This is a genomic window from Methylorubrum thiocyanatum (assembly GCA_014138645.1).
In the GTDB taxonomy this organism is placed as follows: domain Bacteria; phylum Pseudomonadota; class Alphaproteobacteria; order Rhizobiales; family Beijerinckiaceae; genus Methylobacterium; species Methylobacterium thiocyanatum.
On sequence record JACJIB010000007.1, the window covers coordinates 281,949 to 299,835 of the forward strand.

Annotated in this window: 22 protein-coding genes; 14 read left to right on the forward strand and 8 right to left on the reverse strand. The window is 67.1% G+C overall.

All coding sequences use genetic code 11. The features are described from left to right. Complete coding sequence (locus HNR51_RS20140) at positions 1 to 1,683, reverse strand: bifunctional protein tyrosine phosphatase family protein/NAD(P)/FAD-dependent oxidoreductase (RefSeq protein WP_108939597.1); 1,683 nt, start codon at positions 1,681 to 1,683, stop codon at positions 1 to 3. A gap of 204 nt (positions 1,684 to 1,887) precedes the next feature. Here HNR51_RS20140 and HNR51_RS20145 point away from each other — a divergent pair, with 204 nt between their 5' ends. The 4 genes from HNR51_RS20145 (at position 1,888) to HNR51_RS20160 (ending at position 4,972) form a co-directional block, all read left to right on the forward strand. Next, on the forward strand, positions 1,888 to 2,673 hold the full coding sequence (locus HNR51_RS20145) for a sulfite exporter TauE/SafE family protein (RefSeq protein ID WP_091945285.1): 786 nt from the start codon (positions 1,888 to 1,890) through the stop codon (positions 2,671 to 2,673). Positions 2,674 to 2,746: 73 nt separating this feature from the next. Next, positions 2,747 to 2,959: a YgaP family membrane protein gene (locus tag HNR51_RS20150; RefSeq protein WP_091945282.1), complete on the forward strand. Its 213-nt coding sequence runs from the start codon at positions 2,747 to 2,749 to the stop codon at positions 2,957 to 2,959. A 35-nt stretch (positions 2,960 to 2,994) separates the two neighbouring features. Beyond that, a complete protein-coding gene (locus tag HNR51_RS20155) occupies positions 2,995 to 3,879 on the forward strand; it encodes an MBL fold metallo-hydrolase (RefSeq protein ID WP_108939598.1) in 885 nt (294 codons plus the stop codon). Positions 3,880 to 3,913: 34 nt separating this feature from the next. Continuing rightward, on the forward strand, positions 3,914 to 4,972 hold the full coding sequence (locus HNR51_RS20160) for a YeeE/YedE family protein (RefSeq protein ID WP_108942865.1): 1,059 nt from the start codon (positions 3,914 to 3,916) through the stop codon (positions 4,970 to 4,972). A gap of 13 nt (positions 4,973 to 4,985) precedes the next feature. On the opposite strand, the gene HNR51_RS20165 is transcribed toward HNR51_RS20160, so the two are convergent. Both HNR51_RS20165 and HNR51_RS20170 read right to left on the reverse strand, forming a co-directional pair. Further along, positions 4,986 to 5,339: an ArsR/SmtB family transcription factor gene (locus tag HNR51_RS20165; protein WP_108939599.1), complete on the reverse strand. Its 354-nt coding sequence runs from the start codon at positions 5,337 to 5,339 to the stop codon at positions 4,986 to 4,988. Positions 5,340 to 5,385: 46 nt separating this feature from the next. Next, entirely contained in the window at positions 5,386 to 5,751 is a 366-nt protein-coding gene (locus HNR51_RS20170; protein ID WP_239681434.1) for a thioredoxin domain-containing protein, read from the reverse strand. A 156-nt stretch (positions 5,752 to 5,907) separates the two neighbouring features. Between HNR51_RS20170 and HNR51_RS20175 the strand changes: the two genes are divergently transcribed. The 10 genes from HNR51_RS20175 (at position 5,908) to HNR51_RS20220 (ending at position 14,174) form a co-directional block, all read left to right on the forward strand. Next, positions 5,908 to 6,495 carry a thioredoxin family protein gene (locus HNR51_RS20175; protein ID WP_108942866.1) on the forward strand — a complete coding sequence of 196 codons (588 nt, stop codon included), beginning with the start codon at positions 5,908 to 5,910 and terminating at the stop codon, positions 6,493 to 6,495. 169 nt (positions 6,496 to 6,664) lie between these two features. Further along, the gene (gene soxX, locus HNR51_RS20180; protein WP_108939600.1) at positions 6,665 to 7,141 is read left to right on the forward strand and encodes a sulfur oxidation c-type cytochrome SoxX; all 477 of its coding nucleotides are present in this window, start codon (positions 6,665 to 6,667) and stop codon (positions 7,139 to 7,141) included. Positions 7,142 to 7,174: 33 nt separating this feature from the next. Further along, on the forward strand, positions 7,175 to 7,633 hold the full coding sequence (gene soxY / locus HNR51_RS20185; RefSeq protein ID WP_108939601.1) for a thiosulfate oxidation carrier protein SoxY: 459 nt from the start codon (positions 7,175 to 7,177) through the stop codon (positions 7,631 to 7,633). A 42-nt stretch (positions 7,634 to 7,675) separates the two neighbouring features. Then, complete coding sequence (gene soxZ / locus HNR51_RS20190; protein WP_108939602.1) at positions 7,676 to 8,005, forward strand: thiosulfate oxidation carrier complex protein SoxZ; 330 nt, start codon at positions 7,676 to 7,678, stop codon at positions 8,003 to 8,005. A 58-nt stretch (positions 8,006 to 8,063) separates the two neighbouring features. After that, on the forward strand, positions 8,064 to 8,906 hold the full coding sequence (gene soxA / locus HNR51_RS20195; RefSeq protein ID WP_108939603.1) for a sulfur oxidation c-type cytochrome SoxA: 843 nt from the start codon (positions 8,064 to 8,066) through the stop codon (positions 8,904 to 8,906). Between the two features lie 17 nt (positions 8,907 to 8,923). Then, positions 8,924 to 10,603: a thiosulfohydrolase SoxB gene (soxB, locus tag HNR51_RS20200; RefSeq protein WP_108939604.1), complete on the forward strand. Its 1,680-nt coding sequence runs from the start codon at positions 8,924 to 8,926 to the stop codon at positions 10,601 to 10,603. 53 nt (positions 10,604 to 10,656) lie between these two features. Next, positions 10,657 to 11,952, forward strand: coding sequence for a sulfite dehydrogenase (gene soxC / locus HNR51_RS20205; protein WP_108939605.1), 1,296 nt, complete (start codon positions 10,657 to 10,659; stop codon positions 11,950 to 11,952). Next, complete coding sequence (locus HNR51_RS20210; protein WP_108939606.1) at positions 11,936 to 12,613, forward strand: c-type cytochrome; 678 nt, start codon at positions 11,936 to 11,938, stop codon at positions 12,611 to 12,613. The genes soxC and HNR51_RS20210 overlap by 17 nt, the downstream gene beginning before the upstream one ends. 26 nt (positions 12,614 to 12,639) lie before the next feature. Further along, the gene (locus HNR51_RS20215; RefSeq protein ID WP_108939607.1) at positions 12,640 to 13,617 is read left to right on the forward strand and encodes an MBL fold metallo-hydrolase; all 978 of its coding nucleotides are present in this window, start codon (positions 12,640 to 12,642) and stop codon (positions 13,615 to 13,617) included. 98 nt (positions 13,618 to 13,715) lie between these two features. Then, on the forward strand, positions 13,716 to 14,174 hold the full coding sequence (locus HNR51_RS20220; protein WP_108939608.1) for a DsrE family protein: 459 nt from the start codon (positions 13,716 to 13,718) through the stop codon (positions 14,172 to 14,174). A 357-nt stretch (positions 14,175 to 14,531) separates the two neighbouring features. Here the strand turns inward: HNR51_RS20220 and HNR51_RS20225 are convergent, their stop codons facing one another. The 5 genes from HNR51_RS20225 to HNR51_RS20245 are packed head-to-tail and all read right to left on the reverse strand — an operon-like array spanning position 14,532 to position 17,657. Then, positions 14,532 to 15,083 (reverse strand): hypothetical protein, encoded by a 552-nt coding sequence (locus tag HNR51_RS20225; protein ID WP_108939610.1) that lies wholly within the window; start codon positions 15,081 to 15,083, stop codon positions 14,532 to 14,534. A 14-nt stretch (positions 15,084 to 15,097) separates the two neighbouring features. Further along, a complete protein-coding gene (locus tag HNR51_RS20230) occupies positions 15,098 to 15,817 on the reverse strand; it encodes a cytochrome c biogenesis CcdA family protein (protein WP_108939611.1) in 720 nt (239 codons plus the stop codon). A 10-nt stretch (positions 15,818 to 15,827) separates the two neighbouring features. Further along, positions 15,828 to 16,214: a thioredoxin family protein gene (locus tag HNR51_RS20235; protein WP_108939612.1), complete on the reverse strand. Its 387-nt coding sequence runs from the start codon at positions 16,212 to 16,214 to the stop codon at positions 15,828 to 15,830. 34 nt (positions 16,215 to 16,248) lie between these two features. After that, positions 16,249 to 16,836, reverse strand: a complete 588-nt coding sequence (locus tag HNR51_RS20240) for a rhodanese-like domain-containing protein (protein WP_108939613.1) — start codon at positions 16,834 to 16,836, stop codon at positions 16,249 to 16,251. After that, positions 16,836 to 17,657 (reverse strand): quinoprotein dehydrogenase-associated SoxYZ-like carrier, encoded by an 822-nt coding sequence (locus tag HNR51_RS20245; RefSeq protein WP_108939614.1) that lies wholly within the window; start codon positions 17,655 to 17,657, stop codon positions 16,836 to 16,838. The genes HNR51_RS20240 and HNR51_RS20245 overlap by 1 nt, the downstream gene beginning before the upstream one ends. Positions 17,658 to 17,887 lie beyond the last annotated feature (230 nt).

Sequence of the window (17,887 nt, forward strand, 5' to 3'; positions counted from 1 at the left end):
TCAGGCGGCCTTATCGACCGCCTGCGGCTTGGCCAGCCATTCCCGGCCCTTGAGCATGGCCTTCCAGTAGATCGGTGGCAGCATCCGTTCCTTCAGGAGCCACGCCATGTGGCTCGGCTTGGTGCCGTCGATCAACCATGCAGGGAAGCTCGGCATCAGCTTGCCGCCGTAGCCGAATTCGGCGAGCAGGATTTTGCCCCGCTCCACGGTCAGCGGGCACGAGCCGTAGCCGTCGTAGGAGACCTCTGGCCCGCGCAGATGGCCCATGTCGACGAGCAGGTTGTGAGCCACCACCGGTGCCTGCTTGCGCGCGGCGGCGGCAGTCTTCGCGTTGGGAGTGTTGCAGGCGTCGCCGAGCGCGTAGATTCCGGGCAGCCGCACATGGCGCAGGCTCGCCGAATCGACCTCGACCCAGCCGGCGCCATCGGCGAGCGGCGAGGCGTGGATGAAGTCGGGCGCCCGCTGCGGCGGCACCACGTGGATCATGTCGAAAGCTCGCTCGACCGTCTCGCTGCCGCCGTCCTCGCTCTTGCGCGAGAACCACGCGCGCTTGGCCGGACCGTCGATCCGCACCAGGGTGTGCTGGAAGTGGAGCCCTGCCTCGTAGCGTCTGACGTATTCCATCAGCGCCGGGACGTACTCCTTCACGCCGAACAGGACCGGGCCGGCATTGTAGAGTTCGACCGCGATGTCCTTGAGCCGTCCCTGGCGCAGCCAATGGTCGGCGGAGAGGTACATCGCCTTCTGCGGCGCGCCTGCGCATTTGATCGGCATTGGCGGCTGCGTGAACACGGCCCGGCCGGAGCGAAGGTTGCGGACGAGGTCCCAGGTATAGGGCGCGAGATCGTAGCGGTAATTCGAGGTCACGCCGTTCCGCCCGAGCGTCTCGGCCAGCCCTTCGATGCCGGCCCAGTCGAGCTTCAACCCAGGCGCGACCACCAGACGGTCGTAGCGAACCGTCCGGCATCCCTCCAGAATCACCGTCTTGCGCTCCGGCTCAAAGGCCGCAACCGCCGCCTTGATCCAGTGCACGCCCTTGGGGATCAGCGAAGCCATGGTCCGAGCCGTGCCTGCGGGGGCGAATACGCCGCCGCCGACCATGGTCCACCCGGGCTGGTAGTAATGGATGTCGGCCGGGTCGATCACGGCAATGTCGAGATCGGGTTTGCGTGCCTTCAGGCTCGCAGCGACGGCGATGCCGCCCGCCCCGCCTCCGACGATGACGACGCTGTGGAAGAGATCCTCCGTTTCCCTCGGCGGTGATCCATTCGCGTCAATGCGCCGGAGCGCGCCGCTCACGTCGTAGCCTGCAGCAGTGGCGGCAGCGGCGATTTCGGTCTTCGCGCCGCCGGCTTTTCCCTCGCTGAGCGCCCACAGCGTCGCGGAGCGGGTGCCCGTGCGGCAATAAGCGAGCACCGGTCTAGGCAGGGTCGCCAGAGCCTCGGCGAATGCATCGACCTCCGCGTCCGATATCGCTCCCGAGACGACGGGCAGATACCGCGCCTCGAGTCCCTGTGCTTGGGCGGCGGCATCGATCTCGGCAAAGCTCGGCTGATCGCCACCCTCTCCGTCGGGCCTATTGCAAATCACGGAGCGAAAGCCCGCCCGGGCCGCTGCCGCGAGTGCATCTGGAACGATCTGGCCGGAAACCGACAGGTGAGAGGCGAGGCGTCTGGCGTCCATAGGAAGGATCCTCATTTCACGTTTATATGATTTGAGTTACGAAAATATGAAAACACAGATTGACACCCCACGCAAGCCACCGCACTGTACGGCCATCGGCGGCGCTCTCGATTCATTAAATTATGAATCAAAGGATTGCTGTCCGCATCGTGACGGCCGAGGCTCGGAAACGCTTCCACCGCGGCGCTTGGAGAACCATTGCCGATGAGCGCACTTCCGGCCGTTCTGTCGGGCACCGGTGTCGGCTTTACCCTTGGCCTGATCGGGGGCGGCGGCTCGATCCTGGCGACCCCGCTGCTGCTCTACGCAGTCGGCCTCGCCCAGCCGCATCTCGCCATCGGGACGGGAGCGCTCGCCGTGGCCGCCAACGCCTTCATGACGCTGGCCGGTCACGCGCGGGCCGGCAACGTGCGCTGGCGCTGCGCCGCCGTCTTCGCCCTCGTGGGTATCATCGGTGCCTTGGCCGGCTCCAGTCTAGGCAAGGCGGTGGACGGACAGCGCCTGCTGTTCTTGTTCGCCCTTCTGATGATCGTCGTTGGGGTCCACATGCTGCGCGGGCGACGGAACCACCCCGGCCCGGCTGAACCGGTCGGTTGCGGCCCGGTGCCGAGCGGAAGGGTCGTTGCCGTGGCCTTTTCGGTCGGAGTGCTGTCCGGCTTTTTCGGGATTGGCGGCGGCTTCCTGATCGTGCCCGGTCTCGTCTTCGCGACCGGCATGCCGCTAATCACGGCCGTTGGCACCTCTTTGCTTGCGGTCGGCGCCTTCGGTCTCGCTACTGCGTTGAACTATGCCCTTTCCGGCATGGTCGATTGGGTGGTGGCGGGGGAGTTTATCGCCGGCGGCATTCTCGGCGGCTTCCTCGGCATGCGGCTCGCAAACCGCCTCGCCGGCTACAAGGGCGTGCTCAACACGGTGTTCGCCGCCGTGATCTTCGTGGTCGCTGGCTACATGCTCTACCGCAACGCCGGTGCGTTCGCCGCGACGTCCTGACCTTCACCGAGGCGGGCGCTCGGTGCCTCGCCCGCTTCGTCAATCATCTCCGGCACCGTTTCGAAGTGCGATCATGACCACCAACGTGGGGAGGGCAGACCGCATGCTGCGCCTAGTCGGCGGCTTCATCGTCGCCGGGCTGGGCCTGACGATGCTCACCGATATCTGGGCTTACGTCGCCGTCGGTATCGGCGTGGTGCTCGCGCTGACCGCGTTGGTCGGTTCCTGCCCCGCATACACGATCCTCGGCCTCAACACCTGCCGCCGCAGGATTTCCGGCGCCTGAACCACGGCAAGCCTTTCACCGACAGGAGACAATCCATGTCCGAACCGATCATCCGCGCCTTCTTCGACGAGCCCACCAACACCGTGAGCTACATCGTGGCCGATCCCGTGACGAAGGCGGCGGCCTTCATCGATCCGGTCCTCGACTACGACCACAACGGCGGCAGCGTCGACACACGCTCGGTCGAGGCGATGCTGAAGGTCGCGACCGAGGAAGGCTATCGCGTGGTCTGGACGCTGGAGACCCACGCCCATGCCGACCACCTCTCCGGCTCACCCTACGTCAAGGCGAAGACGGGCGCGCGAATCGGCATCGGCGAGCATATCCGCGAGGTCCAGAAGATCTTCCGGCCGGTCTTCAATGCCACCGACCTGAGGACCGATGGCAGCGACTTCGACCATCTGTTCACGGACGGCGAGACGTTCGGGATCGGCGACCTGACCATCTCCGTTCTCTACACCCCCGGCCATACGCCGGCCGACATCTGCTACCGCATCGGCAACCACGTCTTCGTCGGCGACACGCTGTTCATGCCCGATTTCGGCACGGCCCGGGCCGATTTCCCCGGCGGGGACGTGCACGCGCTCTACCGCTCGATCCGGCGTCTTCTCGCCCTGCCGCCCGAGACGCGGCTGCACCTGTGCCACGATTACAAGGCGCCGGGGCGGGATACCTATGCCTGGGAGACGACGGTCGCCGAGCAGCGCCGGAGCAACGTCCATGTAAAGGAAGGGGTGAGCGAGGAGGCGTTCGCGGCGATGCGCACGGCCCGCGACGCCACGCTCGCCGCCCCGCGCCTGCTCCTGCCCTCGATCCAGGTGAATATCCGCGCCGGCAGGTTTCCCCCGGCGGAGGCGAACGGCGTACGCTACCTGACGATCCCGGTGAAACTCAACGGTGGCGCCGAGGCCGCCGTTTGACCCTGGATCGCGGATGGGGGACGAACCGGGCGTGATGTTGGAGTTTCTGCCGGCGCATCTCCTCCGCGCCGCTTTCGGCCTCGCTCTGGGCGCCTTGTTGGGTCTCGTCGCCCGGCGCGGGCGGTTCTGCACCCTCGGCGCCGTGGAGGATGCCGTCTACGCCCGCGATCTGCGCCGGGCTCGCGCCTGGATGCTCGCCGCGGGCGTGGCGATCCTCGGCGTGCATCTGTTGGAGGCGTTCGCCGGGCTCGATCTCGCCCGCTCGCTCTATGCCGGCTCCCGTCTCGAATGGGGAGGGCTGATCGTCGGCGGCGTCATGTTCGGGTTCGGGATGGCGCTCGTCGGAACCTGCGGCTTCGGGGCGCTGCTGCGCCTCGGCGGCGGGGATCTGCGCGCCTTCCTCGTGCTGCTGGTGCTGGGCCTGTCCGCCTCCATGGCCATCGGAGGCCTGACCGGTCTCCTGCGCGCACCCGCGACCGAGCCGTTGAGCCTCGACCTCGACGGAGCCGAGGCGCAGCGACTCGGCGCCCTTCTCGGGCTCGACCGGGCGCGGCATGGCCTGCTGGGTCTTGCGGTGGTGGCGTCCGTGACACTCATCGGCGCGGCCCTCGCCGGACGCGACTTCCGGGCGACCCGCCGGCTCCCCTTCGGCGCCCTCGTCGTCGGGAGCGTCATCGTCGGCGGCTGGTGGGTCAACGGCATCCTCGGCGACGATGCGTTCGAGCCGCGCACGCTCGTGTCCTTCAGCTTCGCCCGTCCCGTCGGGGACACGCTCCTCTACGCGATGCTCGCCAGCGGAACGAAGGTCGATTTCGGTGTCGGGTCCGTCCTCGGGGTGATCCTGGGGGCCTTCGCCGCGGCGCGCGGCTCGGGCGAGTTCCGCTGGGAAGCCCCCGACGATGCCCGCGAGGTCGGGCGCCACGTCCTCGGAGCGTTCCTCATGGGGACCGGAGGCGTGACGGCCCTGGGCTGCACCATCGGCCAGGGCCTGAGCGGGCTCTCGACGCTGTCGGTCGGCTCGATGCTCGCCCTCGCCTCGATACTCGTCGGCGCGCGCGCAGGCCTGTACTATCTCGTCGACCGGCACGCCTGAGCGGACGCGCCGCTCACCGACTCCGCGCGTCGCAGAAGGCGCGGTGCAGGGCCGCGATGATCTCGCGGACCTCGGGCCGGGCGAGGGCGTAGTAGATGTTCTTCCCGTCCCGACGCGCCTCCACGAGATCGTCGGCGCGCAGGCGGGCGAGCTGTTGCGACACCGCCGGCTGGCGCAGGTTCAGCAACTGCTCCAGTTCCGAGACGGACCGCTCGCCCTCGACCAGCAGGCAGAGGATCACGAGCCGGGCCTCGTGGGCGAGCGCCTTAAGGAGCTCGCTCGCGTCGCGGGCATTGGCGAGCAGCAGATCGAGGTCGAGCGCGCCCTGCTCCGGGCCGGTCGTCACCGTTTCCGCCTGAAGCGGCATCGTCGCATCCTCTCAAACATGGGCCTCGGGCAACTCCCATGCCCGGTCAAGGCGAAGGCGGCCGCCGGCCGACCAGAGCCTCGATCCGGGCCCAGAAGAAATCCTCTCCGGAATAGCCCTCGATCCGGTCGACTTCGCGGCCCTCCTCGACGAGGACGAAGGTCGGTGTGTAGCGGATCGGGCCCTTCAGCGTGAGTCCGGCGGGAATGCCGTCGCCGAGCGCGACGCGCCGCAACGGCGCGCGCCGCCCGACCTCCGACTTCGGATAGATCGGCCCGATCGTGCGGTTCCAGATCGTGCACCACGGGCAACCCGCCAGTTCGAAGAGCACGAGTTCGGCCGCCATCGCGTTCGAGGCGATGAGAAGGAGGCCGCCCGCCAGGGCCATCACCGATCGGCGCGTCGCTCGCATCACGCGTCCTCGCTCAAGCGCTGTCGGCCATCCACTATATAGCAAAAGGCGAATGTGTTTCGAGTGGCCCTCCTGTCGCCGTTGCCCGCCTCGTCGGCTTCCCCTACACATGCATAAAATCGAATATCGGCCGGGAGGGCTGCCACGATGGCGATCATGCTGACGCGACGCCGGTTGCTGAGTGGCGGTGTCGCGGGGCTGGCGTGCAGCTCCCTTGCCGGCCGGGCCCGGGCTCAGGCCGTCCTCGGTGACGACGGCCTCTATCATCAGCCCTGGTTCCTCGAGAGCTTCCTCGACCTCGCCGACGACCTGCGCGCGGCCGGCGCGCACGGCCGGCGCCTCGCAATCCTGTGGGAACTGCGAGGCTGCCCGTTCTGCAAGCGGCTGCACCAAGTGAATTTCGCCGACGCCGCCGTCAGCCGGTATGTCCGGGAACACTTTGACATCCTGCAGCTCAACATCATCGGCGCCCGGGAGGTCACGGATTTCGACGGCGAGCGCCTGTCCGAGAAGGGCTTCGCCGCAAAGTACGGCGTCTACTCGACGCCGACGGTGCAGTTCTTCGGAGAGACGGTCGAGGCCCTCGCCGGCAAGGCTCCGGCGGAGCGGGAGGTCCTGCGCATGAAGGGCTATGTACCGCCCGAGGAGTTCCGGCGCACCTTCGCCTTCGTGGCCGAGCGCGCCTATGCCGGCACCGATCTCGAAACCTATCTCGACCGTCCGGCACCCCGCGGCGGCGAATAGTTTTATCGCCGGCGGCTCGCGACGTAGAAGTTTTTTTCTTGACTCGGACGGCGCCCCGGTCAAACTTGCAATAATTCGCATATGTCGATGGGTTGAGGCCCGGCGACGCAGCGAGCGGTCGGGACCGACCGCGCAAGCCGCACCAGACGGCACACCGAGGAAACGCCAGATGCGCAGGCAGATCCATGCCTTGGCGGTCGCGGGAGCTTGCGCTCTGGCGACGACCGCCGCATCGGAGACGGGTTCGGGCGGCCTCGCGCCGTTCCGGATCGTCGCCGCCGACGGGACGGACGCCGTTCCCGATCCCCTCACCGACAAGGCCGGGGACGCCGCCGCCGGCGTCAAGGTCGTGGTGAACCGCCGTCAGGGCAATTGTCTCGGCTGCCATCAGGTCTCGTCGCTCAAGACGGAATCGTTCCACGGCGAGGTCGGACCTTCCCTCGACGGCGTCGCCGGCCGCTGGAGCGCGGCGCATCTGCGCATGATCGTGGTCAATCCGAAGCACGTCTTCGGCGAAGCGACCGTGATGCCGGCCTTCTACCGGATCGACGGATTGAGCCGTGTCCGCGCCGAGTTCCAGGGCAAGCCGATCCTCACCGCCCAGCAGGTCGAGGACGTGGTCGCCTACCTCACCACCCTCAAGTGATCCAACCCTGACGTGACCCGGGAGCCGCTTCCGATGAGAAACGCAATGAACCGCCGCCAAGCCCTGGCCCTGGGCACCGGCGCCGTCCTGGCCGCGACGCTGTCCCTGCGCGCCGGGCCCGCGCGTGCGGCCAAGAACAACAGCGAGGAAGCCATCAAGGCGTTCACCCGCGGCAAGGAGCCGGTCAGGGGGAAGGTCAGACTCGAACTCCCCGAGATCGCCGAGAACGGCAACACCGTGCCGATGACGGTGAGCGTCGATGTGCCGATGACGGAGGAGAGCTTCGTCGAGGAGGTGATGATCGTCGCCGAAGGCAATCCGAACCCCGGCGTCATCAGCTTCCATTTCTCGCCGTCGAGCGTCGCCGAAGCCAACACGCGCATCCGCCTCGCCGAGACCCAGAACGTTGTCGCGATCGCCCGCATGAACGACGGCTCGGTCTTCAGCGACGTCCGCCAAGTGAAGGTCACCATCGGCGGCTGCGGCGGCTGACGTCTGGACGAACAAGAGACAGCACGAGACCCGGAGGACGACATGGCAGACGTGAAACCGCGGATCAAACTGGACAAGAAGGACATCGCCAAGGGCGGCGTCATCGAGGTGAAGACGCTTGTGTCGCACACGATGGAATCGGGTCAGCGCAAGGACAAGGATGGCAAGACCATCCCGCGCAAGATCCTGAACGCCTTCAGCTGCGACCTGAACGGAAAGACGATCTTCAGCGCCAATATGGAGGGCGCCGTATCGGCCAACCCCTACTTTCAATTCAAGATCAAGCCCGCCGAGTCGGGAACCTTGACCTTCACTTGGACCGACGACGACGGCTCCAAAATCCAGGCCACGGAGCAGATCAAGGTCTCGTGACGCCTACCCGGGGCGTCCCGCCCCGCAGCGCCCGCCAACGCCCGAGTCGGAGCCCCCCATGCCGTCCGTTCCCCTTCGCCTGGCCTTGGCCGCCGCCGTGATCCTGACTTCCGCCGTCGCGCCGCAGGCGCAGGACGGCGCGGAGCGGCCGGCTTGGCAGGGACACGGCATCACGCCGCAAAGCCCAGATTCCCCGTTCGATCAGGTCGTCTCGGGCCTGTATTTCCGCTCGAAGGAGACGCAGGCCATGCAGGCCGACGACTTCAACAATCCGGGCTTCCTCGCCGTGGAGCAGGGCGAGGAACTCTGGTCGAAGATCGACGGGGCGGCGGGCAAGTCCTGCGCGAGCTGCCACAACGAGGCGGCCACCTCCATGAAGGGCGTCGCGGCCGCCTATCCGAAGTGGAACGAGAAGCTTGGGAAGCCGGTCAACCTCGAACAGCGGATCGACCTCTGCCGCAAGGGGGCGATGAAGGCCGAGCCCTGGGCCTTCGGCTCGCCCGAACTCACCGCCATGACGACCTACCTTCGCAACCAGTCCCGCGGCATGCCGGTCGCCGTGAAGGTCGACGGGCCGATGACGCCCTGGTTCGAACGCGGCAAGGCCCTCTACTACCAGCGCAACGGCCAGCTCGACCTCGCCTGCGCGAGTTGCCACCAGTCGAACCACGGCAAGTATCTGCGCGCGGATTTCCTCAGCCAGGGCCAGAGCAACGGTTTTCCCGTCTACCGTCTGCGCGACCAGCGCCTCGTGCCGCTGCACGAGCGCATGGAGGGCTGCATGCAGGACGTGCGGGCCACGCCCTTCAAGCCGCTCTCCGACGAGTTCGTCGCCCTCGAAACCTACGTCGCTTGGCGCGGCCTCGGCCTTCCGGTCGAGACGCCTGCCGTCCGCAACTGAGCGCGGGGACGCGAACCATGACCTCACGCCGCGACTTCCTGCAGATCGCCGCCGCCACCGCCGCCCTCGTGCCGTCGGGCTGGACCCGCGCCTTCGCCCAGCAGCGCCTCACCCAGGACGACCTCCTGGCCTTCGAGCCGATGGGCAACGTCACCCTGGTCCATCTGACCGATATCCACGCGCAGCTCCGGCCGGTGCTGTTCCGCGAGCCCTCGACCAATCTCGGCGTCGGCGAGGCGCGGGGGCAGGTACCCCACATCACGGGGCGCGCCACGCTCGACCTCTACGGCATTCCCGGCGGCTCGCCGCTCGCCCACGCCCTGACGCCGGAGGACTACGTCGCGCTCGCCCGCAGCTACGGCCGCATGGGCGGCCTCGACCGCATCGCCACGGTGCTCGAGGCGATCCGCGCCGAACGGGGCGACAAGGTGCTGTTCCTCGACGGCGGCGACACTTGGCAGAACAGCTACACGTCGATGCTGAGCAAGGGCCAGGACATGGTCGATTGCATGGCGCTGCTCAAACCCGACGCCATGACGGGCCACTGGGAATTCACCCTCGGCACCGACCGCGTGAAGGAGATCGTCGACGGGCTCGGCTGCCCGTTCCTCGGCCAGAACGTGCGCGACGCCGAGTGGAACGAGCCGGCCTTCGAATCCACGAAGATGTTCGAGCGCGGCGGCGCGAAGGTCGCGGTGATCGGGCAGGCCTTCCCCTACACGCCCATCGCCAACCCGCGCTGGATGATACCGAACTGGTCGTTCGGCATCCGCGAGGAGGACGTGCAGGCCAGCATCGACAAGGCCCGCAAGGAGGGCGCCGACCTTATCGTCCTGCTCTCGCACAACGGCTTCGACGTCGATCGCAAGCTCGCTTCGCGGGTGAAGGGCATCGACGTGGTCCTCACCGGCCACACCCACGATGCGCTGCCGCAGGCGGTGAAGGTCGGCCGGACCCTGCTCATCGCCTCGGGCAGCCACGGCAAGTTCCTGACCCGGGTCGATCTCGACGTACGGGACGGCGCGGTGAAAGGCTTTCGCTCGAAGTTGATCCCGATCTTCTCCGACGTGATCGCCCCGCAGGCGGCGATGGCGGCCAGGATCCAGGCGATCCGGGCGCCCCACGAAGTCATGCTGGGGGAGGAGCTCGGCCGGACCGAGAGCCTGCTCTACCGGCGCGGCAACTTCAACGGCACCCTCGACGACATGATCTGCGACGCGCTGCTCTCGGAGCGGGATGCCGAGATCGCGCTCTCGCCGGGCTTCCGCTGGGGCACGACGCTGCTTCCGGGGCAGCCGATCACCCGCGAGGACATCTACAACGCCACCGCCATCACCTACCCGGCGGCCTACCGCATGACCATGACCGGCGCCCGACTCAAGGAAGTGCTGGAGGACGTGGCCGACAACCTCTTCAACGAGGACCCGTATTACCAGCAGGGTGGCGACATGGTGCGGGTCGGCGGCGTCTCCTACGCCATCGACATCGCCCGCCCGGCCGGGCAACGCATCTCCGACCTGACGCTCCTGCGCACCGGCAAGCCGATCGAGGCGGGGGCGTCCTACACCGTGGCCGGCTGGGCCAGCGTCAACGAGGGCACCGAGGGGCCGCCGATTTGGGACGTCGTGGCTGCGCATGTCCAGCGGAAGGGAACGGTGAGCCCGACGCCAGCGCAAGTCACTGTCCGCGGCGCATAACCGCGACTTAAACATTCACATATCATAATACATGAAACAGTTCGGAGAGGCCCATGTCTGAACCGAAGCAGCGCGCCAATTCGTCGAGGCCGACCTCCCGGAGATCATTCCTGCGCAGTGGGCTCGCGCTGGGCGGCGCGGTCGGAGCCGGTGCCTTCGCAGGCCGGGCCGCCGCCGAGATGCCGGATGCCAAGAACCTGCCGCCGAACGTGCCCGAATGGTCGCAATCCCTCGGCGACGGCGTCGTCAGCCGGCCCTACGGCCGCCCCTCGAAGTTCGAGGCGGACGTGGTGCGCCGCGATGTCGAGTGGTTGACCGCCTCTCGTCAGAGTTCGGTCAGCTTCACGCCGCTGCACCGGCTGGAGGGCATCATCACCCCGAACGGCCTCGGCTTCGAGCGTCATCACGGCGGCATCGCCGAGATCGACCCGGCCGAGCATCGGCTGATGATCCACGGCCTCGTCGAGAAGCCGCTTATGCTGACCTTGGAGGACGTGAAGCGCTTCCCTCGCGTCAACCGCATCGCCTTCCTCGAATGCGCGGCCAATTCCGGCATGGAGTGGAAGGGCGCGCAACTCAACGGCTGCCAGTTCACCCACGGCATGATCCACTGCGTGATGTACACCGGTGTGCCGCTCAAGCGCCTGCTGGAAGAGGCGGGACTCAAGACCAACGCCAAGTGGCTGCTGCCGGAAGGCGCCGACGCCTCGGCGATGACCCGGTCAGTGCCGATCGAGAAGGCGCTGGACGACGCCATCGTCGCCTACGCCATGAACGGCGAGGCGCTCTATCCCGAGCACGGCTATCCCTTGCGCCTCGTCCTGCCCGGCTGGCAGGGCAACATGTGGGTGAAGTGGTTGCGCCGGATCAAGGTCGGCGACGAGCCCTGGCACACCCGCGAAGAAACCTCGAAATACACCGCTCTCCTGCCGGACGGGCAGGCCCGGCGCTTCACCTGGGCCATGGACGCGAAGTCCATCATCACCGATCCGAGCCCGCAGGCGCCGTTGCACCGCAAAGGCTTCACGGTGCTCTCGGGCCTCGCCTGGTCCGGCCGTGGCGCGATCCGGAGCGTCGATGTTTCGCTGGACGGCGGGCGCAATTGGCGCGCCGCGCGCCTCGACGGGCCCGTGCTCGATAAGGCGCTGACGCGCTTCTATTACGAGTTCGACTGGAACGGCGATCCGCTGTTGCTGCAATCGCGCGCCGTCGACGAGACCGGCTATGTCCAGCCCACCAAGGCGGCGTTGCGCCAGCACCGCGGTCTCAACTCGATCTACCACAACAACGGCATCCAGACCTGGCACGTGCTGCCCAACGGGGAGATCGAGAATGTCGAGGTCGCCTAACCGCATCCTCATCGCCTTCGCAGGCCTCTTCCTGGCGGTCGCGCCGGCTTCGGCGGAGCGGCTGAACATCGGGCGCGCCGCGACGCCGGAAGAGATCAAGGGCTGGGACATCGACGTGCGCCCCGACGGCCAGGGTCTGCCGGTAGGCAAGGGCACGGCAGCGCTCGGCGAGACGATCTTTCAGGAGCGTTGCGCCAGTTGCCACGGCGAGTTCGGCGAGGGCGCCGGCCGCTGGCCCGAACTCGCGGGCGGCGCCGGCACGATCAAGTCGGACAGCCCGGTCAAGACCGTCGGCTCGTACTGGCCCTACGTCTCGACCGTGTTCGACTTCATCCATCGGGCGATGCCGTTCGGTGCGGCGCAGACGCTGACGCCCGACGAGACCTATTCGGTCACCGCCTACCTTCTCTATCTCAACGACATCCTGAAGGATCAGGACTTTGAGGTGAACGAGAAGAACCTCGCCACCATCCGCCTGCCGAACGAGAAGAACTTCTTCATGGACGACCGCGAGACCGCGGAGAAGGAGTTCTGGAACGCCAAGCCCTGCATGAAGGACTGCCTGCCGAAGGAGGCGGCCATCACCAGTCGCGCCCGCGCTCTCGACGTGACCCCCGAGAAGGCATCCGAGGCGGCCAAGCCGTCGGCGCCGGTCCAGTAGGCTGCGGCAATCCGGGAGGTCCGACGATGCCCGAGGTTCAGAACGCGGTGAGGCCCGGATCGCATGCTTCGACGTGCGACAGGCGGGCGGTCGTCGCCGGCATGACGGCGCTGCTGGCAACCGCTTGGCCGACAGGGCGGACAGCCGCCGCTCCGGCGGAAGCCGTCGAGGCCGGCAAGGACCTGGACAAGGGTATAGTGAAGACGGCCAGCGACGGCACGCTGGCCTCGTCCCTCGGCTTCATGCTGCCCGAAGCGCCGCGCGCAGAGGTCGAGGCGCTCTTCAAGACCGCGCAGGAACCCCTCGAAGCCGGCCCGATCCCGACGAACGTGTCCGTCGTGCGCGTCGGCGGCGAGGTCATCCTGATCGATGCGGGTTCGGGCAACTCCTTCCAGCCGACGGCGGGCAAGCTTTCGGACACGCTGGAGGCGGCCGGTGTCGCGCGCGAAGCGGTCACCCGGGTCGTGTTCACGCACGCCCATCCCGACCACCTTTGGGGCGCCGTCGACGATTTCGACGACAGCGAGCGGTTTCCCAATGCCCGCTACGTCGTGCCGGCCGCGGAATGGGACTTCTGGACCCGCGACGACGTCGAGACGACGGTGCCGGACTGGCTGAAAGGATTGGCGGTCGGCTCCCGGCGCACGCTCAAGCGCCTGGAAGCCAAGATGGAGCGGCGCAAGCCCGGCGAGACAGTCGCGCCGGGCCTCACCTACGTGGCGACGCCCGGGCACACGCCGGGGCACGCCTCGGTCCTCGTCGAGGCGGGGCGTGAGCAGATCCTGATCGGTGGCGACGCCCTCAGCCATGCGCTCATCTCCTTCCGCCGGCCCGGCTGGGCGTTCGGAAGCGACCTGGACCGCGATCTGGCGATTCGCACCCGCCTTGCTCTGCTCGACCGCTTGGCCAACGAGCGGATGACGCTCGTCGGATTCCACTTGCCGGGCTCGGGTGTCGGCCGCGTCGAGCGATCCGGCGACGCCTTCCGATTCGTGCCTGCCTGAGCCGAGCCTCCGCGGACTGACGCCGTCAGGTCCGCTCAAGCAAAAGCCCTCACGCGGCGTCGGGGGCCAACGACATCGCAAGGGCGGGAGGATCGAACATGATGATGTCACGCAGGGGCGTGTCGGGCATCGCGACGCTGATGGCCACGCTGGTAGCCACGCGGGCCAGGGCCGCCGAGACCGGCGTGAAAACGCATCGGATTGCGATGCAGGTGAGCACGAACGATGCCGGCGTGTTCGATCTCGCCCTCAACAATGCCGTCAACCTCGCGCGTGAATTCGGCGAGGCTGCCGAAGAGGTCGAGGTCGAGATCGTCGCCTACGGCCCCGGTCTTCACATGGTTCGGTCCGATACCTCAACGGTCAGGGCTCGTATTCAATCAGTAACGGACAGTGTTCCAGGTATCGCACTTTCAGCCTGCGGCAACACAATTGCTGCCATGGAACACGCGGAAGGGCATAAATTGGAACTGTTGCCGAACGTCGGCGTGGTGCGTGCCGGTGCCGTCCGGCTGGTGACACTACAAGAGGCGGGCTGGAGCTACTTGCGTATCTGATCGAAGCTCATGGCAAATACTATAGGCGATCCATCATGGCTGCATCAGCCATGAATGAAGTATTATTGGCCCCTCCAGAGGTAGGTATATAGGAATACATCAAAAGGAGGCAGCGGGATCAAATGGCCTGTATCCACCGCTTCGAGCGTCCTTTGGGGCCCGGACAACTCGTATCGTGGATCGGGGTCTACAAGGAAGGATTCCCGAGCCGGGAAGCGGTCGCAGCCTTCGCGGAGGCTCAGATCGTTTCCTATCAGGTTCAAGGCTATAGCGAAGAGGAGGGTTATTGGTGGTTTCGAGAGGCGAGCGGATCGAGGACGACTATTTTGGCTGTCTACAGTGACGGTCAGAACCTCGTCATCGGATGATCAGGGCCTCTATCCACCGCGCGCGCGGCTCAATGTCAGACCTGCTCTCGGGTCCCAAGGGTGGTAATTCGGGATTGCCCGGCGGAGCGGCGATCTCGTTGAGATCGACCGATTGCGGTATGCCCACGATGCCGGCATCGGTGATCTGCATCGTATAGTACAGTCCATTCGCCAGTTTGGCTCCATAGTCAGTCGGGGCCTTGAAGAAGAAGATCAGGCTGTGCTCCAGCCAGGAGAGATCGGCCCGCGTGACGGTGGCGGGATTCTTGTACGGGTAAGGCACGTAGCACTGCAGCTCGGGCCCCTCCACGCACTTGAACTCGCGCATGGACAGGAAATGGTCGCGGAAGTCGGCCAGGTCGAGCGCGAGCTTGAACCTCGACCCCGCGCCGTCCGGTTCGAAGGTCACGGAACCCACGGGGATGATGTCGCCGTCACGGGTGCGCAACTCGATCCGTTTGGTACCCATCATGTCCCAGGCCTCGGCACCGAAAGGCGTCAAGACGAGGCAGGCGGCGAGACAGGAACGGACGAGACGCATCGGTGATCGGGCCCTCAGAGGCGAGTGGTGAGGTCGGTGAGCCAGGACGGCGAAGCGTTCACCAGCGCGGTCTCGATGGCCTTGTCGTAGCCCGCGAGGATCACGGCCCCGCTCACCACCAGGATCAGGCCCAGCGCGGCCTTCAGACCCTTGCCGGCGCTCATCATGCGGTTGCGCCAGCGCATGAGGACCTCGCGCGACAGGGTGCCGAGAAGCAGGAGCGGAAGCGCCGCGCCGATGCCGAAAAGGAACATGGTCAAGGCGACGGTGCCGAGATCCCGACCCTGGGAGGCCAGGAGCGAGGCGGCGCCCAGCGTCGGGCCGACGCAGGGGCTCCAGACGGCACCAAGCAGGAGGCCGACGCCGAACTGGCCGAGGAGGCCGGCGGTCGAGAAGCCGCCGAACCGAGTCTCGGTCCAGTCGCTCACCGGTCCGGCGGCCACCGCCAGCCGCGTCTGGACCGCCGGGACCATCAGGACGAGGCCGACCAGAACCAGCAGGATCGCGGCGACGGTGCGGAAGACGTCGGTGTCGAGCCCGATGGCGAAGCCTACCGTGGCGACGAACAGGCCGATCACGACGAAGGACAGCGCGAGACCTGCGGCCAGCGCCGCGGGGCCCAGGCGGTGCTCGGAAGCGGCCGCGCCGAGCACCAAGGGCAGAAGCGGCAGCACGCACGGCGACAGGACGGAGAGGATGCCGGCGAGGAAGGCGAGGCCGAGGGTGGCGACCATGGGTTTCGCCTCAGAGCGCCTTTTCCACGAGGCCCTCGATCCACTCGGGCTGGGTCTCGCCGATGGAGCGCCCGACCTCCTTCTCGCCCTTGAACGCGATCAACGTGCTTTGCATGCGGGCGTTGAGTGCCTTGAGAGCCGGCTTCTGGCTGTCGAAGTCGACGTCGAACACCTGCAGATCCTTGAACCGCGGGTCGGCCCCAAGCTTCGCCAGGATGGGCCTTTGCGTCTTGCAGATCGGGCACCAGGGCGCGCTGATCTCGACCAGGATGGGTTTGCCGGCCTTCTGCGCGGCGGCCAGGGCTTCCGGCGTGTACGGGAGGAAGTCGGCGGCCTGGGCCGGGGCGAGCCCGAACGGCGCCGCCGCGAGGAGGGCGAGGAGGGTACGGCGGATCATTGAGGCGAGCCTTCGGGATGGAGGATGATGGTCGTCATTGGCCGACGGTCGACTTCGGGCGTGCGGCCCATCGCGCGTCGGGGCGTGACACGGCTGTGTCATGGCCGTCCTGCCAGCCCTCTATGCCCTGCGGGAACCAGTGGACTTTCCGGTAGCCCAGGGCGACGAGGCGCTTGCCGAGGTTCCAACTGCCCCAGCAGTCGGGGTGGCAGTAGGTGACGATGGGCCTTTCGAGGTCGCCCCCGGTGAGATCGGCGACCCGTGCCTTGAGGGCGTCCTGGGCGGCCGCGTCGAGGTCCCCTTCACCCGAGCCCGGCAGCCACGTGCTTCCGGGGATGTTGCGGTGGATGGGGAACCACAGGCCGCCCGGAGGCAGGCCCGCGGGCTTCCGGTCGATCTCTGAAACGTCAAGAAGTACCGGCTTATGCACCTCGATCAGCTTGGCGACTTCGCCGGCATCGACGACGGTGGCCCCTGCGAGGGTCTGCGGCGTGTAGCCGTGCAGCGCCCCCTGCCAGTAGCCGTCGGGCTCCCGCACGCCGACGGGTGAGTCGGCGGGCGCTGCGGCGATCAGGAACACGGCCGCCGCGGCCACGATGGAAAGGCGGAGCACGGGTCGCATCAGTTGCTTGCCGAGCGGACTGGGAAGCTCTTCTCCCAGTGGCCACCCTGGTTGTCCGTGGCGGTGACCTTTATCGGGCCGGCGCCGTCAGGCAGGTACCCAAAATTAATGACGGGGTTCGCAGAGATTGAGATGTCTCCGTCCATCGTGAAGACGCTCTTGTCGCCGTAGCTGACGGTAATCTTCTGGATGTAGCGGGCCGGGGTGTAGTCGCGTGTCACTTGGTTCATCTGCATGCCCGAGAAGTTTGGGTGGCGGATCATCAGGGTCGCCTGGACGGGCTTGCCTGGCACCGTCTCGCCGAACTTCATGCGCATGTCGCCCATGCCCTGCATCGCCTCCTCGTCGCTCATGCCCATCGGTGCCGAGCAGCCGCCGGACGCCTTCACGTACTCCGTGGCCTCCTGCAACGTGCCGTCCTTCATCTTCGCGACGGCGTGGACGTCGGTGTAGTTGTTGACGCGCACTCGGAGCTTAAGCTCACTGGGGTCGGCCGCCGGGCCGAAGACGAAGTGGGCGGCGTACGGCGTCGGGTTGTCGTCGATGATGAGCGACAACTCCGCGACGTTGTCCTTGTCGGGCACGGTCAGGGTGATCGGCACCAGGGAGGCGTCATCCGCCCGCTTAGGGGCGTCGATCTTCACCGCCTTGCCCCCGGACTGGATCTTGGCGTCGCCGAAGATCTGCTGCTTGATCTCGCCCCAGCGCTCGGCGCGTTGGTTATCGGAGTCGCCCGCCGCGGCATGGGCCGATCCGGCGGCCAGCAGGATGGGCAGGGTCAGGCCCGCCAGCAGGGCGGTCGTCCGGCGCGATGATGCCATGGCGTTTGCTCCTCCGTTGTCGTCATGCCTGCCGTTCGCAGGTCCGATTGAGGAGACGATAGCCCTTATCCGGCCAGGCGTCGGTGACCTGGGTCACGCAAGTCGGAAGCCGCTCACGATTCTCTCAGGAACGGCGGCGGCGGCGGGTTCAAGGGAGGGAAGTCGTTTGGCAGGGCGGACAGAGTTCAGCCGCTGGCGGCTTGGTCTTGGTGCGTCGAGGTGCCCTGGGA

Excerpts from the sequence above, each read along its gene's own strand:
- HNR51_RS20175 (WP_108942866.1), top strand. The coding sequence starts at position 5,908 with ATGCTGACGCGACGCCGGTTGCTGAGTGGCGGTGTCGCGGGGCTGGCG.
- HNR51_RS20240 (WP_108939613.1), bottom strand. The coding sequence starts at position 16,836 with ATGCGACCCGTGCTCCGCCTTTCCATCGTGGCCGCGGCGGCCGTGTTC.
- HNR51_RS20210 (WP_108939606.1), top strand. The coding sequence starts at position 11,936 with ATGTCGAGGTCGCCTAACCGCATCCTCATCGCCTTCGCAGGCCTCTTC.
- soxY (WP_108939601.1), top strand. The coding sequence starts at position 7,175 with ATGAGAAACGCAATGAACCGCCGCCAAGCCCTGGCCCTGGGCACCGGC.
- HNR51_RS20220 (WP_108939608.1), top strand. The coding sequence starts at position 13,716 with ATGATGATGTCACGCAGGGGCGTGTCGGGCATCGCGACGCTGATGGCC.
- HNR51_RS20215 (WP_108939607.1), top strand. The coding sequence starts at position 12,640 with ATGCCCGAGGTTCAGAACGCGGTGAGGCCCGGATCGCATGCTTCGACG.
- soxB (WP_108939604.1), top strand. The coding sequence starts at position 8,924 with ATGACCTCACGCCGCGACTTCCTGCAGATCGCCGCCGCCACCGCCGCC.
- HNR51_RS20245 (WP_108939614.1), bottom strand. The coding sequence starts at position 17,657 with ATGGCATCATCGCGCCGGACGACCGCCCTGCTGGCGGGCCTGACCCTG.
- HNR51_RS20145 (WP_091945285.1), top strand. The coding sequence starts at position 1,888 with ATGAGCGCACTTCCGGCCGTTCTGTCGGGCACCGGTGTCGGCTTTACC.
- HNR51_RS20165 (WP_108939599.1), bottom strand. The coding sequence starts at position 5,339 with ATGCCGCTTCAGGCGGAAACGGTGACGACCGGCCCGGAGCAGGGCGCG.
- HNR51_RS20160 (WP_108942865.1), top strand. The coding sequence starts at position 3,914 with ATGTTGGAGTTTCTGCCGGCGCATCTCCTCCGCGCCGCTTTCGGCCTC.
- soxZ (WP_108939602.1), top strand. The coding sequence starts at position 7,676 with ATGGCAGACGTGAAACCGCGGATCAAACTGGACAAGAAGGACATCGCC.
- HNR51_RS20230 (WP_108939611.1), bottom strand. The coding sequence starts at position 15,817 with ATGGTCGCCACCCTCGGCCTCGCCTTCCTCGCCGGCATCCTCTCCGTC.
- soxA (WP_108939603.1), top strand. The coding sequence starts at position 8,064 with ATGCCGTCCGTTCCCCTTCGCCTGGCCTTGGCCGCCGCCGTGATCCTG.
- HNR51_RS20140 (WP_108939597.1), bottom strand. The coding sequence starts at position 1,683 with ATGGACGCCAGACGCCTCGCCTCTCACCTGTCGGTTTCCGGCCAGATC.
- HNR51_RS20235 (WP_108939612.1), bottom strand. The coding sequence starts at position 16,214 with ATGATCCGCCGTACCCTCCTCGCCCTCCTCGCGGCGGCGCCGTTCGGG.
- HNR51_RS20225 (WP_108939610.1), bottom strand. The coding sequence starts at position 15,083 with ATGCGTCTCGTCCGTTCCTGTCTCGCCGCCTGCCTCGTCTTGACGCCT.
- soxC (WP_108939605.1), top strand. The coding sequence starts at position 10,657 with ATGTCTGAACCGAAGCAGCGCGCCAATTCGTCGAGGCCGACCTCCCGG.
- HNR51_RS20155 (WP_108939598.1), top strand. The coding sequence starts at position 2,995 with ATGTCCGAACCGATCATCCGCGCCTTCTTCGACGAGCCCACCAACACC.
- soxX (WP_108939600.1), top strand. The coding sequence starts at position 6,665 with ATGCGCAGGCAGATCCATGCCTTGGCGGTCGCGGGAGCTTGCGCTCTG.
- HNR51_RS20170 (WP_239681434.1), bottom strand. The coding sequence starts at position 5,751 with ATGCGAGCGACGCGCCGATCGGTGATGGCCCTGGCGGGCGGCCTCCTT.
- HNR51_RS20150 (WP_091945282.1), top strand. The coding sequence starts at position 2,747 with ATGACCACCAACGTGGGGAGGGCAGACCGCATGCTGCGCCTAGTCGGC.